Source organism: Acinetobacter tianfuensis, assembly GCF_003611465.1.
Lineage (GTDB): Bacteria > Pseudomonadota > Gammaproteobacteria > Pseudomonadales > Moraxellaceae > Acinetobacter > Acinetobacter tianfuensis.
Map to the genome: position 1 here is coordinate 17,363 of NZ_RAXV01000028.1, position 20,295 is coordinate 37,657.

Below are 20,295 nucleotides of genomic sequence, written 5' to 3' on the forward strand. Positions count from 1 at the left end.
TTAAGCCGGCTCCTCAGCGTACTTTTTGCTTTCATCTGGCGTGTAGTGGTTTGCCACAATTTCACCGAATGGGCCTGTCAGGTTCGGCTGTACTAATTTTTGACGGGTTTCCAGCGGCAGCAGAGGGAACACCAGCTCTGCAAAACGGATAGATTCTTCAAGATGCGGGTAACCGGAGAAAATAAAGGTGCTGATGCCAAGGTCTGCATATTCTTGAATACGCGCTGCAACAGTTTTTGGATCGCCAACCAAAGCCGTGCCTGCACCGCCGCGGACAAGGCCGACACCTGCCCATAAGTTTGGAGACACTTCCAATTTTGTACGGTCACCGTTGTGCAGCTCAGCCATACGGCGCTGGCCTACAGAATCCATAGTTTTGAATTTTGCTTGCGCCGCTTGAATGGTTGCATCATCGACATATTGAATCAGCTCTTCAGCTGCTTTCCATGCGTCTTCATTGGTTTCACGCACGATTACATGAAGGCGGATCCCATAGTTCAGTTCACGGCCTTTGGCTTTCGCTTTTTCACGTACGGCAGCAATTTTTTCTTTTACTGCAGCGGGCGGTTCGCCCCAAGTTAAATAAGTATCGACCTGATCTGTGGCTAAATCGACTGCTGCATCTGATGAGCCGCCGAACCATAGTGGCGGATACGGTTTTTGCACAGGCGGATAAAGCAGTTTGGCATCATCTACACTTAGACGTTTGCCGTGAAAACTAAAGCTTTCGCCAGTGTGTGAGCGGGTTAAAATTTCACGCCAAATCGTGGTGTATTCGGCTGCTGTTTGATAGCGGGTTGCATGGTCTTCATATACACCGTCACCTTGCAGTTCCTGTTCATCACCGCCAGTGACCAGATTCAGCAAAATGCGGCCGCCAGACAAACGGTCAAATGTTGCCGCCATACGTGCTGTGAGTGCAGGTGTTGTTACACCAGGACGCAGCGCCACTAAAAATTTAAGGTTCTTGGTTGCATCAATCAGGCTGGCAGCGGTCAGCCAAGGGTCTTCGCATGAACGGCCTGTAGGAATCAGTACACCTTCATAGCCGAGGTTGTCTGCAGCGACTGCAATTTGTTTCATATAGGCATGGTCAACTTGGCGAGCGCCTTGAGTTGTACCTAGGTAACGGCTGTCGCCATGTGTTGGAATAAACCAGAAAATTTTCATCTCAGTTCCTTAATTTTGAATTAGCTCGGTCATCAAACAGGCTGATTTTTTGGCTCAAGGCCCAGTTATTCAGCACTGACAAATAAAAAATTAGTTAAAATTACTTAATAATTGCAGCGTCAATATTGAGTTTTTTCGGGATGAGTTTTTGCTCAAAAAAGGCATCTGCCACAGCCTGCTGCTCTTGGGCAACTTGAGCTGAAATTGGCGTGACACCAAAGCCCATGCGGGAAATGGATGACTTTAAAATGCTGAAATCAAGGCCCGTAGGCTTTTGCAATAATTTGGCTGCTTCATCTTGATTGGCATCTACCCACGATGTAGATGAATTCAGCTCATTTACTATGGCTTGAATCACTTTAGGATGCGCTTCTGCAAATTTGCGGTCTGCCAGATAGAACTGATGGTTGCTGACGAGGCTGTCGCCAGTTGCAATCACACGTGCGCCAATTTGCTGCTCTGCAGCTGCAAAGAAAGGGTCCCAAATGACCCATGCATCCACAGCGCCCTTTTCAAAGGCTGCACGGGCATCGGAAGGCGGCAAATACACAACCTTGATGTCATCTAAGGTCAGCTGGTTGGCTTCAAGCAGTTTCAGCAGCAAATAATGTACATTTGAACCTTTATTCAATGCGACACGTTTGCCTTTTAAATCCTGAATACGTTGAATTTTTGAATCTTTTTGCACGATCAGCGCTTCGGCTTTCGGTGCTGCAGGCTGGTTGGCCACATAAACTAAGTTTGAGTTGGCTGCCTGTGCAAAAATGGGAGGCGCTTCACCCGCCTCTCCAAAAGCTACACTCCCAACATTTAGACCTTCAAGCAGCTGCGGTCCTGCAGGAAACTCGACCCATTTTACATTTACACCCTGTTTCTGCAGCGCCTCGTCAAGTACGCCGCGTTCTTTTAAAATAGGCAAGAGGCCATATTTTTGAAAACCGATATTTAGTGTTACTTGTTCTTCTGTTTGCTGTTTTGAACAGCCTGTCAGCATCATAAGGGCGGCAGCGGCTGAAGACAGAAGCAGTGTTTTTGCCCAAAAATGTGTGCTGTGAATACTCATGAAAAAAGCTCCTGACCAAACTGCAATGCTGCAAGTAACTGTGATGGTCATAAGCTAAAGAAATTTATTTTTCGAAAAAAATAAGAAAACTTAAAGTTCTAATGAATAAAAAAGATAAATGAAAAACAGCATAACTAATGCATTTTTTTGCTGAGGCAGCGGCTATTCTTGTTTGGATTTTATTAAATAAACAATTGAAATTTAAAGTTAAATATTTTAAATCTGTATTTTGGGTAAGCTTATGCACATAGGTGGATAGGCATGCTGGAAACATGTGCTGAATTTAACAATAAGCTTATGCAAAATTCAGATAAATATGCATCGTAAAAAGCCGTTTTAAAGCGGCTTTTTACAGACTAAGGAGTTGCGCTGATAGTTATATAACGCTTGGCGCGCATTTGGCAGGTCATCTACACTGGCTTGTTCAAAGCCTTGTTCTAAAAACCAATGTGCCGTGCGGGTGGTCAAAATAAAGAGCTGCTGAATGTTCAGGCCTTTGGCGCGCTCTTCTAAAAAGTGCAGAATTTGGCTGCCGCGGTTCGATTTTCTATAGCTCGGATGTACTGCAACACAGGCAATTTCAGCGGAACGCAGTTCACCATCTGTAACTGGAATCGGATACAGCGCAGCGCAGGCTAAAATGGTGCCGTCACGCTCAATGACAGCAAAATGATCTATTTCATTTTCCAAACGCTCTCGTGAACGGTAGACCAAAATTCCTTCTTCCTCTAAGGGGCGCAGCAAGTTAATCAGACCGCCGACATCTTGAATATTCGCCATGCGCACTTCTTCATAGTGCGCATCGGTAATCATCGTGCCTGAACCGTCACGGGTGAACAGTTCTTCCAGCAAAGCGCCGTCTTCTTCATAGGAAATCAAGTGAACGCGGTTGACACCTTGCAGCGAAGCCGTTTTCGCGCCGCGTAAATGCAGCGCGATATCTGGATTTGCATCTTGATATTGCAAAATGTGTTCATCCAGCTGGTGCGGCGCGACTTCACGCTGCAGGCTGCCGTGTTCATTCATTAGGCCATGGCCTTTGCCTAAGAAAATCAGTTTATCGGCTTTCAGACTAATTGCGGTCTTTGTTGCAACTTCTTCTGACAGCAAATTAAAGACTTCGCCTGTGGTTGAATAGCCCGCTGGGCCGAGCAGTACAATATTTTGACTCTCCAGATGGCGCTGTATGGCATCTGTGTCGATACTGCGGACTTCACCTGAAAGCTGGAAATCCACGCCGTCACGGATACCATAAGGTTTAGCGGTGACGAGATTGCCTGAAATCACGTCTATGCGTGCGCCGTACATCGGTGAGTTTGCCAGCCCCATAGACAGCAGCGCCTCAATTTGCAGGCGGATTGATCCGGCAGCATTCATAATTGCACTGAGTGATTCGCGGGTAGTGACGCGGCGATGATTATGAAATGGTGTGACAATACCGCTGGTTTTTAAGTTCTGATCAATTTGCGGGCGTGCGCCATGGACTAAAATGAGGCGGATATCGAGAGAGTGCAGCAGCGCAATATCGTGAATAATATGCTGGAAATTAGCATGCTGAACGGCCTCACCATCAAACATAATGACGAAGGTTTTACCGCGGTGCGCATTAATATAGGGTGCAGAATGCCGAAACCAATGCACATACTGCAGGGTTGTGCTTTGATCGGTTTCGATAGAATTCATATGCATGCCTATACGGTTATTGTCTTGATTCTGATTCTAATGAAAAAATACTGCAGTGGAAAAAAAAATGCAGCGCTGCGCATAAAAAAACACCTGCTCAAGCATGCTTGAGCAGGTGTTTTTCTAGGGAAAGGGGGAGGCAGCAATCGCTGTTTAGCCAATAATGCGTACAATGCGGTCGTTACGTTTATTGATCAGTACGTAGTCGCCATTGATTTTGTACCATTGCTGATAGCGGCCTGTATCTGGCAAACGGCGCGCTTCGCGCTCGCTGACACGGTACTGTGATGAGTTGAAAGCGCGCGGCAAAGTTTGGCCTTTGCGCCATTCGCGGCTTGGATTAACACGGGACTGTTGCCAGTGATTGTGTTTACGCTCATCCCAGCGTGAGTCATGATGTTTTTGATGTGCATAGGACTGCTGGTGATCATAGCGGTGATCAGGGGCTGCCATAGCTGAAGCAGATATTAAACCAGTCAATGCAATGGCCGCTGCTGTTAGAATTTTTTTCATTTCTTTCACCTTCATTCTGTTGAAGCGTATATGTTTCGATAGCTTCAAATTAGCGGGAAAGTTTAGATAAAGCGTGAGGGGAATTTAGTTGAATTGTGAAATTTGTGAAGGGATTGCGGAGATTTTAAAATAAATCATTTATTTATAGATTTTCTTATTAAAAAATAAACCCCGAAAACAAAAAAAGCCCAAACATTGTTGGGCAGATAGCGCATAGGGGCTTAAAGACCCATGATGCGCATAATACTGTTGGTTTCTGAGTTGACTAAAATATAGTCATTATTGATTTTGTACCATTGCTGCCTACGGTCAGGCTTTGGCAGGTTTTGATCGCGGTAGTCCACTTTATAGCCATTGCCGCGGTAATGCTGCGGCAATACATAGCCGGGCTGCCATTTGTGCTGCTGCAAGCGTTTGACACCGCGTTCTTCACGCATGCGGCGCATATCTTTACGGTCATCGTCGTCATCTTCATCAAAATCACGGCTTTTTTTACCATAAGCATTGCCTTTGCCGCGGGGATGATCATAACCGTCTTGATCAAAGTGAGGGGCCGCAGCAGTCAGGCTGCTTGCCATCAAAGCACTGAAAGACATTGCAAACGCAATCAAAATCTTTTTCATGTTGAGTCCTCATAGAAGATGTTTAGTTATTCACTGCAGTTACTGTACGCAAAAAATGCAGAGAAACTGTGAAGAAAGATAGATTTTTCTTTAAAAAAAGCAGAGATAATAAGGACATTATGCGTCAAATCTGCTGACTTATAAATGCTTGCCAATTTGTTTTAATATTGGCTGCATTTATTTTGGCGGCCTGAAGCAGCTGTGTAAATTTTGCATATGCAGGCAGCCCGTCAGTATATTTATATAATATGCTTTAATTCCACTGATCTGACATCTCTGCCAAATATTGAATTGCATCGGCTATGTTTTGCGCTTCGGCGGCGTTGTCTAATGCGGCAATTAAGTTTTGCGGAAGCTGCATTTGCTCAATTGATCGAATGGTTTCAATTTTACGTTTTTGATCTGCCATGACTGTGCCTCATGCTGCATGTTGTTAACTGAACTCAGCATAGTGCAGAATATTAGATTTGAAAATCCGAATATATTTATTAAAATAATTTAAAAATACGATTATAGGTCAAATGCATAAAGATAAAAAATGGCTGAACAATGTCAGCCACTGGTGTGAAATTTGCTCAGTAAGCAAATTTCAAATCGGTATAGTCTGTTAATGATTTATTTAAATGTGCCTGAATAAACTCACGGACATCATTTTCATCCATTGGCTGGCCTTGCTTGGTGATGACGTGCTCAATGGGCGGCTGACCTGACGCGGTAATTTTATAGACAAAGTTTTTTGCGGCAGCATAATGATCTTCAGCTTTGACAATGCACAGCACGTAGCTATACGCATGTTCGAAATTTAAATCGGTATGGGAAAATACAAATTGATCAAACAGCTTCACGTTTTGACCATTTTCTAATGCTTTCAAGTCATCCAAAATACTTGGATCAAATTTCATGCCGTACTTTTCAGAAATAGGCTGACCGTCAATCAGCAGGCTAATCATGCCGTCTTCTGTTGGGGTAACGGTAATATTGCTTAAGTCAGACATGGTGTTCTCAGTACTTCTAAAGGTTTGCTGCATAAGTATCCGCATATTAGGCCGAATATCAAGCCGATTTTAGGCCTTAAGGATGCAGAATAAAAAAGGAAGCGCGAAGCTCCCTTTTTTTATCAAAATTTCAAGCAGGCGCGGGTTTTAGTCTTGCGCATCAATGCTGGCGCCATTCATATGCAGGCTGTCGTCCCCCATCAGATACAGGTATGCAGGCATAATCTGCTCAGGCGCGGGTAAGGTTTTTGGGTCTTCATCAGGATAGGCTTTAGCTCGCATAGCTGTACGCGTCGCGCCTGGATTTATACAGTTGAAACGGATGTTCGGATGCGCATTTTCTTTGGAAAATAATGTGCTGACCGCTTCAATGGCAATTTTTGAAACTGAATATGCGCCCCAGTTTTCACGCGCTTCACGGCCTACACCAGAACTGGCAAAGACCACAGAAGCATTGTCAGACTTTTGCAGCAGCGGCAGCAGTTCTTGGGTCAGTACAAAAGGCGCACGCAGATTCACCGCCATGACATCATCCCAAACATCGGCAGGGTAATGCGCCAAAGGCGTACGTTCACCAAGAATGCCTGCATTATGCAAGATGCCGTCTAAACGTCCGAACTGGCGCTCAAGCGTATCAAACAGCAGTTCATAGTCACGAGGAGAGGCGCTTGACAGCTGCAAGGGCAGAATTGCCGGCTGAGGTGCGCCTAAGCCTTCAATTTCATCGTAGATGACTTCCAGCTTATTCAGTGTCCGTCCATGCAATACAACCGTTGCGCCATGCAGCGCATAGCTGATTGCGGCCGCACGGCCAATCCCATCGCCCGCACCTGTGATCAGGATAATGCGATCTTTAAGCAGATCGGGGCGAGGTTGATATTCTGAATATTTCATCGTCTGCCTCCTCGTTTTCTTGTGTTTATGTGTATTTATAAAATGATCGGTTTGAGCTTTAAGCGCCCAGTGTAGTCTTTACCAGCTTACGCACAGCTTGGTGCAGTTCAGTGACATCCTCCACTATACAATCTGCCTGCCATGCTGTTAAGTCATCTTTGTACTGTAGCGGCAAATAACCATAGGCCGCTAAGACGGTGTACATGCCTGCGCTGCGTCCTGCATCAATATCACGCGGATGGTCACCGACATAGACACAGTCTTTGGCATCGATCTGAATCTGATTGGCTGCCAAATACATCGGCTCTGGATCTGGCTTGGTGTTACTGACATCTTCTGGGCAAACCAGTACCGCACAGCGCTCGCTTAGATTCAGCGCCTGCAGCAAAGATTCGCTGAGCCAGCGCGGCTTATTGGTCACAATGCCCCAGGGGATATTGTGCTGTTCAAGCTCTGCCAGTAAATCCTGCATGCCGTCAAATAAGTCAGTATCTACAGCAATATCTGCGCCATATAGGTCTAAAAAGCGCTGACGGTGGGCAAGGAAAACCGGATCCTCAACATTCAGCTCCGGGTAGACCAGTTTCACCATGGCGCGGGCGCCTTCAGACACTTGTGTGCGGATCAGATCTGCATCAACTATAGGGCAGCCTTTTTCGCGGCACATATCCTGCAAAATACGGATAAAGTCGGCGGCAGTGTCAATGAGTGTACCGTCTAAATCGAACAGAACTGCTTTCATTGCGCGCCTTCATTGATGGTATGAACCATATAGTTCACGTCGACATTCGGCGCCAGCCAGTAGCGTTTGGTCAGCGGGTTATAATGCAGCCCAGTCATATTTTTTAATTTTAAATTTGCGCTGCGGATGTCGTGCGCAAGTTCTGAAGGCTTAATGAATTTATGGTAATCATGTGTGCCTTTTGCCAGCATCCGCAGTACGTATTCTGCGCCAATAATCGCGAATAAATATGATTTTGGATTGCGGTTAATGGTTGAGAAGAACACATGGCCGCCCGGTTTTACCAATTTTTTGCAGGCTGCAATAATCGATGCAGGATCAGGCACATGCTCCAGCATTTCCATGCAGGTCACCACGTCATATTGGCCTGCTTGCTCTTCTGCCAGCTGTTCAACAGGTACTTGGCGATATTCGATGTTTTGCACATTTTCCTGTTCTGCATGCAGGCGGGCAACATTTAATGGCGCAAGCCCCATGTCGATGCCTAAAACATTTGCGCCGCGGCGCGCCATGCTCTCTGCTAAAATCCCGCCGCCGCAGCCGACATCCAGCACTTTTTTACCGGCAATGCCGCCAGAATGTTCATCAATCCAGTTCAGACGCAGGGGATTGATCATGTGCAATGGGCGGAACTCAGAATGCTGATCCCACCATATGGCAGCGAATGCTTCAAATTTGGCAATTTCTTGCGGATCAACATTCAATTGCGACATTGGATTACCTCGGGCTCGCGTTATATTTTAAAAAAGTCAGCAAGTTAGTAGTGTAGCGGTTATTCTGAAAAAAGCGATAAAAGCATCAAAAAAGTTCACAGAATGAAAACGAAAAATGAATAAATGATTTATAGTGATCGCATAAGCTCACCATAATGATTTAGAGGATTATAAGCTCAATGAAAAAATTCCTTTTCGGCAGCCTAAGCGCTGCTGTTTTTGCCATTTCAGGCAGTGCAATGGCTGCTGAATTTGTTGCAGGGAAAGACTATACCGTCGTGCCGAACCCTGTACAGGTTGAAGTTCCGGGGAAAATTGAGGTTCGCGAATTTTTTTGGTACGGCTGCCCGCATTGTTTTACGCTTGAACCGCATATGCAGGCTTGGCTGAAAAAAATGCCGAAAGATGTACGTTTTGTACGTACGCCAGCAGCAATGAATCCAGTGTGGGAACAAGGTGCGCGCGCTTACTTCGTCTCTGAAGCGCTAGGCGTGCGTCCAAAAACGCATTTGACCCTGTTCCATGCAATTCATCAAGGCGGTCAGCCTATTTTAGAAAAGGATGCATTTGCTAAATTCTTTACGCAATATGGCGTGCCTGCTGCGAAGTTTGACAGCGTCTACAAATCTTTCGCAATTACATCTAAAGTGACTCAAGCGCAAGATTTAGCGAAACGTTATCAGCTGAGCGGCGTGCCGGCTGTTGCTGTAAACGGCAAATACATTATTCAGGGTGAAGATGCCAAAGTCACTCAGGTGCTGGACTACCTGATTGCGAAAGAACGCGCTGCAAAGTAAGCCTATGTTTAAAAAAAACCGCCTGCAGGCGGTTTTTTTATGCATTTAATTTCGTATGCGCTGTATCAGGCTTCTTTAGGTAAAAGGCCGCGCAGCAGTAATTTGACTTGGCCAATGGCTTGCTGCACCAGCTGTTCCTGCATCTGCACCAGCTGCTCTGCAGGGACAGAGCGCTGCAGATTCAGCCATTGCATGACCCAGTTTAAGGCCATATTGATCAGCATTTGTGAGAGCACCAAGACATCTTGCGCATCTTTTAGTTGTGATAGCTTCTCGGTGCGGCCCAGATCTGCTGACAGATCATCGATCATGTATTCAATTTCACGCTGAATAGCGGTGCGCAGGGCAGATGAGCCTCCCCAGCGCTCAGCAATCAGAAATACCCATGGTTCAGGGTTGAGGCTGACTTTCTGAAACAGCAGCCTCAAACTGGTTTCGACCCGCATGTCAGGCTGGTGCTGAAAGATCTGTCCCATTTGATATTCAATCTGTTTAATATGCAGAGAAGCTTGATCGACCAGTTCCAGCCCCAGCTGTTCCATATCTTGAAAGTGCCGATAGAACGCAGTCGGTACTAGGCCCGCGGACTTGGTAATTTCACGCAGGCTGGTGCTGCTAAAGGCTTGTCCAGCCATGCTGAAACTTAAAGCAGCATCCAGCAGCGCTTGGCGGCTTTGCCGTTTGCGTTCCTCTCGTATAGACATGCAGCGTTCTCATTGAATTGATCCATTGCAGTCTAGCAAAAAATGAGTACGGTTTTCGATCTGCAGTTTGAGGTGATAGGCCGCAGTCTGTTTAGCCGTATTTATTTAAAAAAATAGCTGTTTTGTAACAGCTTAGACCGCGGCTTTCGAACTTGCGGACAGCATCTGCTATACTGATGCGCATTCAAATTTCGACAAATGAAGGATGCCGCATGCGTATCGACCAGCGTACATTAGATCAATTGCGTGACGTAAAAATTACCCGTAACTACACTCGTTATGCGGAAGGCTCTGTATTAATTGAATTCGGTCATACAAAAGTGCTGTGTACTGCAAGCATTGATAACTCAGTGCCGCGTTTCTTAAAAGGCAAAGGTCAAGGCTGGGTGACAGCTGAGTACGGCATGCTGCCGCGCTCTACACATACACGTTCTGACCGTGAAGCTGCCCGCGGTAAGCAAAGCGGCCGTACCCAAGAAATTCAGCGTTTAATCGGCCGCAGCTTACGCGCAATGGTTGATTTGAAAAAACTGGGCGAAAATACGATTACGATTGACTGCGATGTGATTCAGGCCGATGGCGGTACACGTACTGCATCGATTACTGGCGCAGCAGTTGCGCTGATTGATGCAATGAATGTATTGCTGGCGCAGAAGAAAATTAAGCAAGATCCGCTGAAAGGCTTAGTGGCTGCTATTTCTGTCGGTATTTATAAAGATGAAGTCTTACTTGATCTTTGCTATGAAGAAGATTCAAGCTGTCAGACAGACTTAAACGTTGTGATGACACAGGCAGGCGAGTTTATTGAAATTCAGGGCACAGCGGAAGATAAGCCGTTTACCCGCGCTCAGTCGAATGACATGTTAGAAATGGCAGAAAAAGGCATACAAGAACTCATCAAAAAACAGCAAGAAGCTTTAGGTTGGTAAATAGCTGTTTTTATTTGATAAAAAACGCATCTTCGGGTGCGTTTTTTGTTTTTCACCAGGCTGCAATAAAACCATCACCGCTTTGTCATTTTACTGCTTTATTTCTATCTGCGCATTCAACACAAAGGATATAGAAAAATGCGCATATTTTGGATGACGCTCATGCTGAGCGTTTCAGCCTTGTTAAGCGCCTGCAATGAGCCGGATGAGCAGGCGAATATTCAAGAACCGCCTCAGCCGAATTGCAGCATGCATTGCGCGCCATAAAAATAAAAACAGGATAACAAAATGAACCGCCGTGATTTTTTAATTAACTCTACCAAAACTTTATTTGGTTCAGCCGCTTTGGCTGGATTTCCTTTAAGCATTCAAAAAGCGCTGGCGATTGATGCAAAAGTGGAAACAGGCACATTGCAGGATGTGAAGCATGTGGTGATTTTGACGCAGGAAAACCGCTCTTTTGACAATTATTTTGGCATGCTGAAAGGTGTGCGCGGTTTCGGAGACCGCTTTCCTATTCCATTGACGGATGGACGAAAAGTCTGGCAGCAGTACGATCAGAAGAACAAAGTCTATTTTCCTTACCATTTGGATAGCCGTTTGGGCAATGCGCAGCGGGTCAGCGGCACACCGCATTCATGGAAAGATGGGCAGGCGGCATGGGACTGCGGCCGTATGGGAGATTGGGTCGCGCATAAAAAGCCGCAGTCGATGGGGTATTTTAAAAAGGCAGAAGTCGATTTTCAGTATGCTTTAGCCGATGCCTTTACCTTGTGTGATGCTTATCATTGCGCGATGCATGCGGGGACGAATCCCAACCGAAAGTTTATTTGGACCGGTACGAATGGCCCGACGGGTTCAGGCGCTGCCAGTGTGGTGAATGAATTTGACGGTATTGGCAGCTCAGCAGTGGGCTATGACTGGATGACTTATCCTGAGCGCTTGCAGCAGGCAGATGTCAGCTGGAAGGTCTATCAGAACATGCCAGACAATTTTACCGATAACCCGCTGGCAGGCTTTAAGCAGTACCGCGCAGCCAATGAACGTTCAGGCCAGCCCGTGAGCCATAGCCTTCCAGTTTGTCCTGCTTATGATGAAGCAGTTGATGCCAAAGAACCGCTCTATAAGGGTATTGCGAATACTATGCCGAATGACGGCGGTTTATTGGGACAATTCAAGCAAGATTTAAGTTCAGGCAAACTGCCTCAGGTCAGCTGGATTGTTGCGCCAGCTGCCTATAGTGAGCATCCCGGGCCATCCAGCCCTGTGCAAGGCGCTTGGTATATTCAGGAACTGCTGAATGCGCTGACGGATCAGCCTGAGATTTGGAGCCAAACAGCGCTGCTGGTGAATTTTGATGAAAATGACGGTTTCTTTGATCATGTGCCGTCACCTTCAGCGCCGTCACGGGAAATCAATGCCAGCGGTGAAGTACTGAAAGTGCATGGCAAAACCACGTTAACGGAACAGCAGCTGTCCTATGAATATTTTAACCATCCGCCAGTGGCCGGTTCGGCCTCGCAGCCGCGACGTGAGTTTGTCAACGGTGAAAATGTGAATTTCTGGCACGGGGTATATGGGCCAGGTGTAAGGGTGCCGATGTATGTAATTTCGCCATGGAGCCGCGGCGGCTGGGTCAATTCACAAGTCTTTGACCATACGTCAATTATCCAGTTTTTAGAGCAGCGTTTTGGAGTAGATGAGCCGAATATCAGTCCTTACCGCCGCGCAGTTTGCGGTAATTTATTATCGGCTTTTGATTTTAAAACGCCAAATACCAGCGCTTTGCCAAGTTTAGAGGGCAGTAAAAGTAAAGAGCAGGCCGATGCGGTCCGCAGCAATCAGGAAAAGCTCAGTCAGGTTCAGGTGCCAGCGCAGCAATTTAAGCCAATGCAGCAAACGGGGCTGCGTCCATCACGTGCGCTGCCGTATATGCTGCATGCCAGTGCAAAAGTGAATGCAGGTTCGGGTACGGTAAAACTGCTGTTTTCCAATACAGGTGAGCAGGCAGGTGTATTTCATGTTTATGATCAACTGGATTTGGCTGCTGTACCGCGCCGTTATATGGTGGAGGCAGGCAAACAGCTGGAAGATGACTGGGCGCTGAAAAATGGCCAATATGATTTGTGGGTTTTGGGTCCTAACGGTTTTCATCGCGCATTCAAGGGGGATTTGAATGAAAAGATGCAACAGGATGTGCTGCCTGAAATTCGAGTATGTATGGAAGAATGCGCTCCGCGTATCTTTTTGAAAATCTGCCATGATGGGCAGCAAAGTGCAGAATTGACTGTAAAAGCCAATGCTTATTTAGATGGAAAAACTTGGCAGCTCAAAAGCGCTGCGCAAGAAACAGATCTGGTTTTGGATATGCAAAGTGTGCACGGCTGGTATGATTTTAGCGTGACATTAAATAACAGCAGCCATTTTGAGCGCCGTTTTGCGGGACGTATCGAAACTGGCGAACATGGTTATTCAGATCCGTTTATGGGCGCTGAATAAGCCGTTTAGGGACCTGAAATAAAAAAGCGCCTGTTAGGGCGCTTTTTTATTTGCATACCGTGTTATGCATTAAAGCGCATAGATAAATCAACAGCGGTCACATCTTTGGTCAGAACACCCATGGAAATGTAATCTACACCTGTTGTTGCGACTTCACGTAAGTTTGCAATGGTAATATTGCCTGATGCCTCTAATTTGCAACGACCAGCCGCATGTTTGACTGCATCAATCATTTGCTGCTGACTGAAGTTGTCCAGCATGACAATATCCGCTTTAGCTTCTAGCGCTTGGTTGAGTTCATCCCAAGTTTCGACTTCCACTTCTACAGGTTTTCCAGGTGCAATACTGTGCGCTTTGGCAATGGCTTGGGTAATGCCGCCAGCTGCCATAATGTGGTTTTCTTTAATTAAGAATGCATCGAATAAGCCCAAACGGTGATTTTGACCGCCGCCGACAGCAACAGCATATTTTTGCGCAATACGCAGGCCTGGCAAGGTTTTACGGGTATCCAGCAATTTAGTATGCAGGCCTTCCAGCTGCTTTACATAGGCCGCGGTTTTGGTCGCAACTGCAGACAAAGTCTGTACAAAATTCAGTGCAGGACGTTCCACCGTCAGCAGGCTGCGTGCAGAGCCAGCCAGTTTTAAAAAGGTTTCATTGGCTGCCACGCGGTCACCGTCATTTTTCAGCCAAATCACTTCGACCGTTGGATCATAGGCGGTGATGAGCGCATTTACCCAAGGCTGACCTGCCAGTATCATATCTTCACGGCTGATGATCGCGGCAGTTGCCTGCTCATCCTCTGGAGTTAATAGCGCCGTAATATCGCCCTCGCCAATATCTTCCTGCAGCGCCTGCTGAATATTGATTTGGATAGACTGTTCCAGCAAGGTTTGAGAAATGCTCATAGAAGTTCCGTCTTATTAACCCGAAGAAAATGTGCGCGCTATCTTAACATTGTTCACGAAAAATGAGCGATTTTTACAGCAGCATGCGGGGCTGAATTGAGATTTTGGGATGAAAGTTTTAGCATGGAGCGTCAGTGCATTTGCTCTGCAGCCGTATTTTTTATAAAAATCAGGATGGATTTATGCCGCAAGCCCCCCGTTTTCAGGTGCGTGATGGACAATTGATTGGCGCGAGTCAATTGCCGTCTCCAAATTTTAACCAGCGCCCTGAGGGGACGGACATCCAGCTGGCGGTGATTCATAACATCAGCTTGCCGCCATCTCAATTTGGCGGCGGATATATTGAGCAATTTTTCCAAAACCGGCTGGACTGGTCGCTGCATCCTTATTTTCAAAGTATTGAAGGTATGCAGGTTTCAGCGCATTTGCTGATTTTACGCAGCGGTGAAGTGTTGCAGTTCGTCAACTTTCATGACCGTGCATGGCATGCAGGCCGCTCCAGCTATATGGGCAAAAAAGAATGCAATGATTATTCTATTGGCATTGAGCTTGAAGGCAGTGATGATTTGCCGTTTGAGCAAGTGCAGTATGAGAGCTTGACCGAAGTGACAGCTTGTCTGCAGCAGGCGTATCCCAAAATTCAGCAGCATTTGGCAGGGCACTCAGATATTGCGCCGGGCAGAAAGACTGATCCGGGCCCATGCTTTGACTGGGTAAAGTTCAGAAATCAATTGCATCATTTTAAAAACAAATAAATAACCCAAAGAGCGCTCAATTAACCAATGAAATTCTGCTGAGAGTTTTATTACAATAGCGCCAATTAAAATATTAGGTGAATACGATGGCGCTGTGGCGATCGACCGTGATAGTCAGTGCAATGACCATGCTGTCACGGGTTTTGGGTTTGGTGCGTGATATCGTGCTGCTGAATGTATTTGGTGCAGGCAAAGATTTCGATACTTTTGTTGTGGCCTTCCGTATTCCGAACTTCTTCCGGCGGCTGTTTGCTGAAGGGGCTTTTTCACAGGCTTTTATTCCTGTACTGACCGAATATAAAACCAGCCGCACACATGCTGAAGTGCAAATTCTCATCAGCCGTGTATTTGGCTGTCTTGCAACATTTATGAGTGCGCTGACCTTTGTTGCGATGATTGCCGCGCCTGCAATCCTGTACATCTATGCGCCGGGTTTCCACGATGATCCTGAAAAGTTCGCGCTTGCGACGGAAATGTTCCGCCTGACCATTCCATATTTACTGTTTATGTCACTGACGGCATTTGCCAGCAGTATCTTAAACAGCTATGGCTCATTTTTATCTCCGGCATTTTCACCCGTGCTGCTGAATTTGGCCATGATTGCAGGCGCTTGGTGGCTTACGCCGTATATGGCTGAGCCAATTATGGCGCTGGGCTGGGCGGTCTTTATTGCCGGTATTTTACAGCTGGTCATTCAGATTCCAGAACTGTGGAAGAAAAAACTGCTGATTCCGCCCAAAGTAGATTTTAAGCACGAAGGTGTTGACCGCATTATGAAACTGATGCTGCCAGCCTTGTTTGGTGTGTCGGTCACGCAAATTAACTTATTGTTAAATACCGTTTGGGCATCATTCATGCAGGATGGTTCAGTGTCATGGCTATACAGCGCAGAGCGTATGACTGAACTGCCATTAGGGCTGATCGGTGTAGCGATTGGCACAGTGATTTTACCGTCGCTGTCTGCACGCCATGCAGAGCAGGATCAGGCGAAATTCCGCGGCATGATTGACTGGGCGGCCAAAGTGATTGTTTTGGTCGGTGTGCCAGCCAGCATTGCATTATTTATGCTGTCTACCCCTATTATTCAGGCATTGTTCCAGCGCGGCGCATTTAGTCTAGAAGATACTCAAATGACGGCTTTAGCGCTGCAATGCATGAGCGCAGGCGTGATTTCATTCATGTTAATTAAAGTTTTTGCCCCCGGCTTTTATGCGCAGCAAGATACCAAAACACCTGTGCGTGTAGGCTTAATGGCCGTGGCCGCCAATGCTATTTTAAACGTCATATTTATCGGTATTTTTAAGCTGATCAACTGGGAAGCTGAACATATGGCATTAGCCATGGCTTCTTCTGGTTCAGCTTTAGTGAATGCAGGCATGCTGTATTTCTATCTGCATAAACGTAATATTTTCCGTTTTGGCAGTCACTGGAAAAAACTGGCGCTGCAGTTTGGCCTTGCAAATTTAGCCATGATTGCCGCGCTTTGGTATGCGATGACATGGTATAACGGCGAGGTGGCGCAGTGGATCCGTGTAATGGAAGTCATCGGATTATGTATTGTCGGTGTTGCGGCTTATGGGATCGCCTTAATTTTGACTGGTTTTAGACCGCGTCACCTCAAGCCTTAAATAAGAAACGATGAAATGCGCAAAAACAGCACCTGTGGTGCTGTTTTTTTTGATGATGGAATTTTATCTGTATAAAAGAGAAAGCTTTTTGGGCAAAATGCTTAAACTTTGCCTCGTGACAGAAAGCCGACAATTGCCAAAATCACAGCAACGACCAATAAAATCACGGCGAAATCTTTGGACAAGCCTGCAACGCCTCCAAAGCCTAATAAACTGGCAATCAGTGCAATCACAGCGAAAATAATAGCCCAGCGGAACATATTCTTTCTCCAAGTTTTTATTTTGAATTTCAGTATAGTGCGATGCTGCTGATACCAATGTTAGTCTTTCGTTGATAATCTGTTGATTGAATTTTAATCATGTTGGATCTCAGATATGGACACTGTCAGCCTGCTGAAGGCTGTTATAATAAAACAGTTTTTTTAGATATCTTTTTGCGATGACCAATACAATCCGCCTTGAATTTTGGAAAAAATATGCACTGCATGAGCTGAGCCATGATGAATGGGAGGCTTTATGTGATGGCTGCGGTTTGTGCTGTTTAATCAAGCTGGAAGATGAAGAAACTGCTGAGGTTGCGTATACCAATGTTGCTTGCAAACTGCTGGACTGCAGCACAGGGCAATGTTCGGATTACGTCAACCGCAAAGAAACAGTACCTGACTGTATACAGCTGACCCCCGCACATTTGGATACAATCAGCTGGCTGCCTTCCAGCTGCGCTTATAGACGTGTTTATGAAGGCAAGAAGCTGCCGGCTTGGCATTATCTGCTTACGGGCAGCCGCGATAATGTTATACATGCCAAACGCACAGCAGCAGGCCGCTGTGTTAGTGAATTAGATGTCGATGAAGATGAGATAGAAGAGCATATTGTGCGCTGGGTACGCTAAAGCGTTAATAAGCGGCTGAAAAATGTTTGCTCAGAAATGACATCAATGCCGTGCAGCCGCAGTAATGCGGCTGTTATGCCCATTCCAATAACTTTTTTTCCGCTAAATGTGCCGTCATAAATCAAACTGCTCCCGCAAGACGGACTATGCTCTTTGAGCACGGCCACTTTCACACGGTGTTTGTGGGCAAGCATCAGGGTCTGCTGCGCGCCCTTTAGAAAGGCTTCAGTGACATCTTCTCCAGTGGAATCTATTATTTTTGCTGTGCCTAGTAAGACATCTTGCGCTGTTCCGCCTTGGATTTCGGCAGGACTGCGCGGGCAAGGCAAGCCTCCAAGCATTTCTGGGCATGCGCAAATGGCGGAGTCAGAAGCAATCAGTTCCTGAATGGCTGGGTAAATATAGCTTTTAGCATCGTAGCGTACAGCTTGGCCTGCAAGACAAGCACTGATGAGATACATTATATTTTTGCCAGTATGCTTAGCTTGGCTGCAGCAGTTTGCTGGTATGCTCAAAGCTCATCGGCCGATAGAAATAGAAGCCTTGACCTGCTCGGCACTCACAGGCTTTCAGTACATCCAGCTGCTCTGTACTCTCTATGCCTTCAACCAAAATATCCATGGAAATACTGGAACCTAACTGCGTAATTGCTTTGACAATTGCCAGTGCAGAAGGATCTTTAATCATACGGACGACAAAATTCCGATCAATTTTAATGCAGTCAATTGGGTAGTCGTTGAGGCGGGTCAGTGAGGAATGGCCCGTGCCGAAGTCATCCAATGAAATACGCAAGCCTTCCTGCTTGAGCAGGTTTAAAGCGCGGATGACATAATGTGAGCCGCGCTCAGACAGGCTTTGTTCGGTAATTTCAACTTCAACTTTGCTATGCGGAATATGATATTTTGCAAGTCTGGCCAGCATTTTTTCTGCATAGTCATCCCGTAAAAACTCGACAGGAGCTGCATTGATTGAAATGGGCAGCAGCTCTAAGCCTTGATCCCGCCAAGTCTGCATATTTTTGAAAATCTTAGTCTGCATCGTTTCGCTGATGCGCGAGGCTAAATCATAGTCTTGAAAGGCCGCGTAAATATGTGACGGCAGCTGCAGCACATCGTGCTGATCTTTCCAGCGCAGCAATGCTTCAAAACCGATAATCATGCCATCTGCGAGCTGCACTTTAGGCTGATAAAAGGGCTCAATTTGGTCATGTTTAATAATAGTGCGCGCTAAGGTCAGCTGTTTGGTAACGGTTTCCAGCGCTTTAAACATTTCCAAATTAAACATGCGTATGCCGCCGCGGCCGCTGATTTTTAAATCATTCAGCGCGATGTCAGCGCATTTCATTAAATTTGAAGAACTTTGTGCATCACGCGGGTAAATGGAACAGCCTATGCTCATACCGACATTAATAAATTGGCCAGTGTAGCTGATAGGAATTTCCAGCTGCTGCCGCGCCTGCTGCGCGACTTCCATCAACCGTTGTTCAGACTGAAGTTCCGGAATCAGAATTGCAAATTCATCGCCGCCAAGGCGCGCTACAGTAATGTCTTGGTCAAAGCAGTTTTGAAAGCGGTTGCCCAGTGTGTGCAGCAAATGGTCGCCTGCAATATGCCCAAGTGTGTCATTGATATGTTTGAAATAATCTAAATCAATCAGCATTAAGCCAATTTTCTTATCCCAGCGCAGCGCATCCTGTAAGTGCTTTTTAAAAATCCGGTTAAATGCGCGGCGGTTATACAGTCCAGTCAGTTCATCATTTTCAATGACGCGCTGCAGGCGAGACTCGGCAACCTTTTGTTTGGTCACGTCTCTGGAAACGCAAAGAATGCTTTCAGTCAGACCCTGCTCATTCAGTACTGGGGTTAAAATATTATCCCAAAATTTAGGGTCTTCGTTATCGGCGCTACTTTTACCTGAAAAATGTGCGGCTGAGCCGTTTAAAGCTGCTTCCAGAGCTTTGCTGCCAGCTGGACGGATGTCTTCAGGCAGCAGCGGCAGCCAAGGCATGCCAAACGTTTTTTCATTCACTGGCACACCCAGCATTAAACAGCCTGAGCGGTTCATGTGGGTCAAGTTGCCGTCTGGCGCTAAAATTTTAATGCAGTCGATACTGGCATTCAGCATTTTATTTTGCGCGGTGACTTGCTGGCTGAGGAGCTGCTGTTTTTCGTAACTGTCATGTATGTCAATAAAACTGACAGAACATTCCAATAAGGCTGTGCTTTGCTGTGGAAATTCAGCATGGATTGTGCACATGCGGTAGCCTAGCTGACTATGCTTCAGGCGGCATTCTTTTTTAAAACTTTGCTTGGTTTGCTGGGCTTTTTGCCACAGCACAATAAAATGTTCAAAATCTTCAGGATGGATAAATTTAAGCCAGCGTTCAGGGACATGCTGATTGAGTTCTTCACCTAAAAAATGGCACAGGCTGCTGTTGCTGTAGATATGGCCATCTGCTGACTGAAGCCAAAGGGCAATAGGCATGCTGTTGGCAAACTGCTGCAGCAAGGCAGTTGCTGCGGCGCTGCTGTGAGCTGCAGAGTGCAATGATACGGATAAATCAGTCTCATATTGCACCGTTTGTAAAGTTGACTTATTTTTAGATGAAGATTTCTTCATAAGTTCACCAAATGGGTGCGGACAGCAAATGTATTCCGTGTTTCTGTAAATGAATATGTTTAGGCATAGCTCATTATATGGTGTATGTCCTTATGATTAAATAATCATATTTAGTTAAATAATTCCACTGAATTCTGATTACAGTTTGTTGAACCGATGAATGTACTC

At 46.1% G+C, this 20,295-nt stretch carries 22 protein-coding genes; 7 read left to right on the top strand and 15 right to left on the bottom strand.

What is annotated here, in order from left to right:
- From ssuD to ubiG, 10 genes are all read right to left on the bottom strand, one after another.
- Window positions 1-1,170, bottom strand: coding sequence for an FMNH2-dependent alkanesulfonate monooxygenase (gene ssuD / locus D7V32_RS12340; RefSeq protein WP_120403157.1), 1,170 nt, complete (start codon window positions 1,168-1,170; stop codon window positions 1-3).
- A gap of 100 nt (window positions 1,171-1,270) precedes the next feature.
- Window positions 1,271-2,233: a sulfonate ABC transporter substrate-binding protein gene (locus D7V32_RS12345; RefSeq protein ID WP_120403158.1), complete on the bottom strand. Its 963-nt coding sequence runs from the start codon at window positions 2,231-2,233 to the stop codon at window positions 1,271-1,273.
- A gap of 336 nt (window positions 2,234-2,569) precedes the next feature.
- The gene (argA, locus tag D7V32_RS12350; protein ID WP_171407654.1) at window positions 2,570-3,916 is read right to left on the bottom strand and encodes an amino-acid N-acetyltransferase; all 1,347 of its coding nucleotides are present in this window, start codon (window positions 3,914-3,916) and stop codon (window positions 2,570-2,572) included.
- Window positions 3,917-4,069: 153 nt separating this feature from the next.
- Entirely contained in the window at window positions 4,070-4,429 is a 360-nt protein-coding gene (locus D7V32_RS12355; protein ID WP_120403190.1) for an RcnB family protein, read from the bottom strand.
- A gap of 221 nt (window positions 4,430-4,650) precedes the next feature.
- A complete protein-coding gene (locus tag D7V32_RS12360) occupies window positions 4,651-5,052 on the bottom strand; it encodes an RcnB family protein (protein ID WP_120403160.1) in 402 nt (133 codons plus the stop codon).
- A gap of 253 nt (window positions 5,053-5,305) precedes the next feature.
- Entirely contained in the window at window positions 5,306-5,461 is a 156-nt protein-coding gene (locus D7V32_RS17335; RefSeq protein ID WP_171407655.1) for a hypothetical protein, read from the bottom strand.
- A gap of 166 nt (window positions 5,462-5,627) precedes the next feature.
- The gene (locus D7V32_RS12365; RefSeq protein WP_120403161.1) at window positions 5,628-6,047 is read right to left on the bottom strand and encodes a hypothetical protein; all 420 of its coding nucleotides are present in this window, start codon (window positions 6,045-6,047) and stop codon (window positions 5,628-5,630) included.
- Between the two features lie 147 nt (window positions 6,048-6,194).
- Entirely contained in the window at window positions 6,195-6,941 is a 747-nt protein-coding gene (locus D7V32_RS12370) for a YciK family oxidoreductase (RefSeq protein WP_120403162.1), read from the bottom strand.
- Between the two features lie 58 nt (window positions 6,942-6,999).
- Window positions 7,000-7,683 carry an HAD family hydrolase gene (locus D7V32_RS12375; protein WP_120403163.1) on the bottom strand — a complete coding sequence of 228 codons (684 nt, stop codon included), beginning with the start codon at window positions 7,681-7,683 and terminating at the stop codon, window positions 7,000-7,002.
- Complete coding sequence (gene ubiG, locus D7V32_RS12380; protein WP_120403164.1) at window positions 7,680-8,396, bottom strand: bifunctional 2-polyprenyl-6-hydroxyphenol methylase/3-demethylubiquinol 3-O-methyltransferase UbiG; 717 nt, start codon at window positions 8,394-8,396, stop codon at window positions 7,680-7,682. The genes D7V32_RS12375 and ubiG overlap by 4 nt, the downstream gene beginning before the upstream one ends.
- Window positions 8,397-8,575: 179 nt before the next feature.
- On the opposite strand from ubiG, the gene D7V32_RS12385 reads away from it, so the two are divergent.
- A complete protein-coding gene (locus D7V32_RS12385) occupies window positions 8,576-9,193 on the top strand; it encodes a thiol:disulfide interchange protein DsbA/DsbL (protein WP_120403165.1) in 618 nt (205 codons plus the stop codon).
- A gap of 65 nt (window positions 9,194-9,258) precedes the next feature.
- Here the strand turns inward: D7V32_RS12385 and D7V32_RS12390 are convergent, their stop codons facing one another.
- A complete protein-coding gene (locus D7V32_RS12390; protein ID WP_120403166.1) occupies window positions 9,259-9,897 on the bottom strand; it encodes a TetR family transcriptional regulator in 639 nt (212 codons plus the stop codon).
- A 212-nt stretch (window positions 9,898-10,109) separates the two neighbouring features.
- Here D7V32_RS12390 and rph point away from each other — a divergent pair, with 212 nt between their 5' ends.
- From rph to D7V32_RS12400, 3 genes are all read left to right on the top strand, one after another.
- Entirely contained in the window at window positions 10,110-10,826 is a 717-nt protein-coding gene (rph, locus tag D7V32_RS12395) for a ribonuclease PH (protein WP_120403191.1), read from the top strand.
- 138 nt (window positions 10,827-10,964) lie between these two features.
- The gene (locus D7V32_RS17725; protein WP_265936384.1) at window positions 10,965-11,093 is read left to right on the top strand and encodes a hypothetical protein; all 129 of its coding nucleotides are present in this window, start codon (window positions 10,965-10,967) and stop codon (window positions 11,091-11,093) included.
- A 21-nt stretch (window positions 11,094-11,114) separates the two neighbouring features.
- The gene (locus D7V32_RS12400; protein ID WP_120403167.1) at window positions 11,115-13,325 is read left to right on the top strand and encodes a phosphocholine-specific phospholipase C; all 2,211 of its coding nucleotides are present in this window, start codon (window positions 11,115-11,117) and stop codon (window positions 13,323-13,325) included.
- Between the two features lie 62 nt (window positions 13,326-13,387).
- On the opposite strand, the gene nadC is transcribed toward D7V32_RS12400, so the two are convergent.
- Complete coding sequence (nadC, locus tag D7V32_RS12405; RefSeq protein ID WP_120403168.1) at window positions 13,388-14,233, bottom strand: carboxylating nicotinate-nucleotide diphosphorylase; 846 nt, start codon at window positions 14,231-14,233, stop codon at window positions 13,388-13,390.
- Window positions 14,234-14,415: 182 nt separating this feature from the next.
- On the opposite strand from nadC, the gene ampD reads away from it, so the two are divergent.
- Window positions 14,416-14,988 (top strand): 1,6-anhydro-N-acetylmuramyl-L-alanine amidase AmpD, encoded by a 573-nt coding sequence (gene ampD, locus D7V32_RS12410; RefSeq protein WP_120403192.1) that lies wholly within the window; start codon window positions 14,416-14,418, stop codon window positions 14,986-14,988.
- A 77-nt stretch (window positions 14,989-15,065) separates the two neighbouring features.
- The gene (gene murJ, locus D7V32_RS12415) at window positions 15,066-16,616 is read left to right on the top strand and encodes a murein biosynthesis integral membrane protein MurJ (protein WP_171407656.1); all 1,551 of its coding nucleotides are present in this window, start codon (window positions 15,066-15,068) and stop codon (window positions 16,614-16,616) included.
- Between the two features lie 101 nt (window positions 16,617-16,717).
- On the opposite strand, the gene D7V32_RS12420 is transcribed toward murJ, so the two are convergent.
- A complete protein-coding gene (locus tag D7V32_RS12420; protein ID WP_004656956.1) occupies window positions 16,718-16,876 on the bottom strand; it encodes a DUF1328 domain-containing protein in 159 nt (52 codons plus the stop codon).
- 179 nt (window positions 16,877-17,055) lie between these two features.
- On the opposite strand from D7V32_RS12420, the gene D7V32_RS12425 reads away from it, so the two are divergent.
- Window positions 17,056-17,508, top strand: coding sequence for a YcgN family cysteine cluster protein (locus tag D7V32_RS12425; protein WP_120403170.1), 453 nt, complete (start codon window positions 17,056-17,058; stop codon window positions 17,506-17,508).
- Here the strand turns inward: D7V32_RS12425 and D7V32_RS12430 are convergent.
- A complete protein-coding gene (locus tag D7V32_RS12430) occupies window positions 17,505-17,969 on the bottom strand; it encodes a DUF523 domain-containing protein (RefSeq protein WP_120403171.1) in 465 nt (154 codons plus the stop codon). The genes D7V32_RS12425 and D7V32_RS12430 overlap by 4 nt on opposite strands.
- 19 nt (window positions 17,970-17,988) lie before the next feature.
- A complete protein-coding gene (locus tag D7V32_RS12435; RefSeq protein ID WP_120403172.1) occupies window positions 17,989-20,127 on the bottom strand; it encodes a bifunctional diguanylate cyclase/phosphodiesterase in 2,139 nt (712 codons plus the stop codon).
- Between the last annotated feature and the right edge of the window lie 168 nt (window positions 20,128-20,295).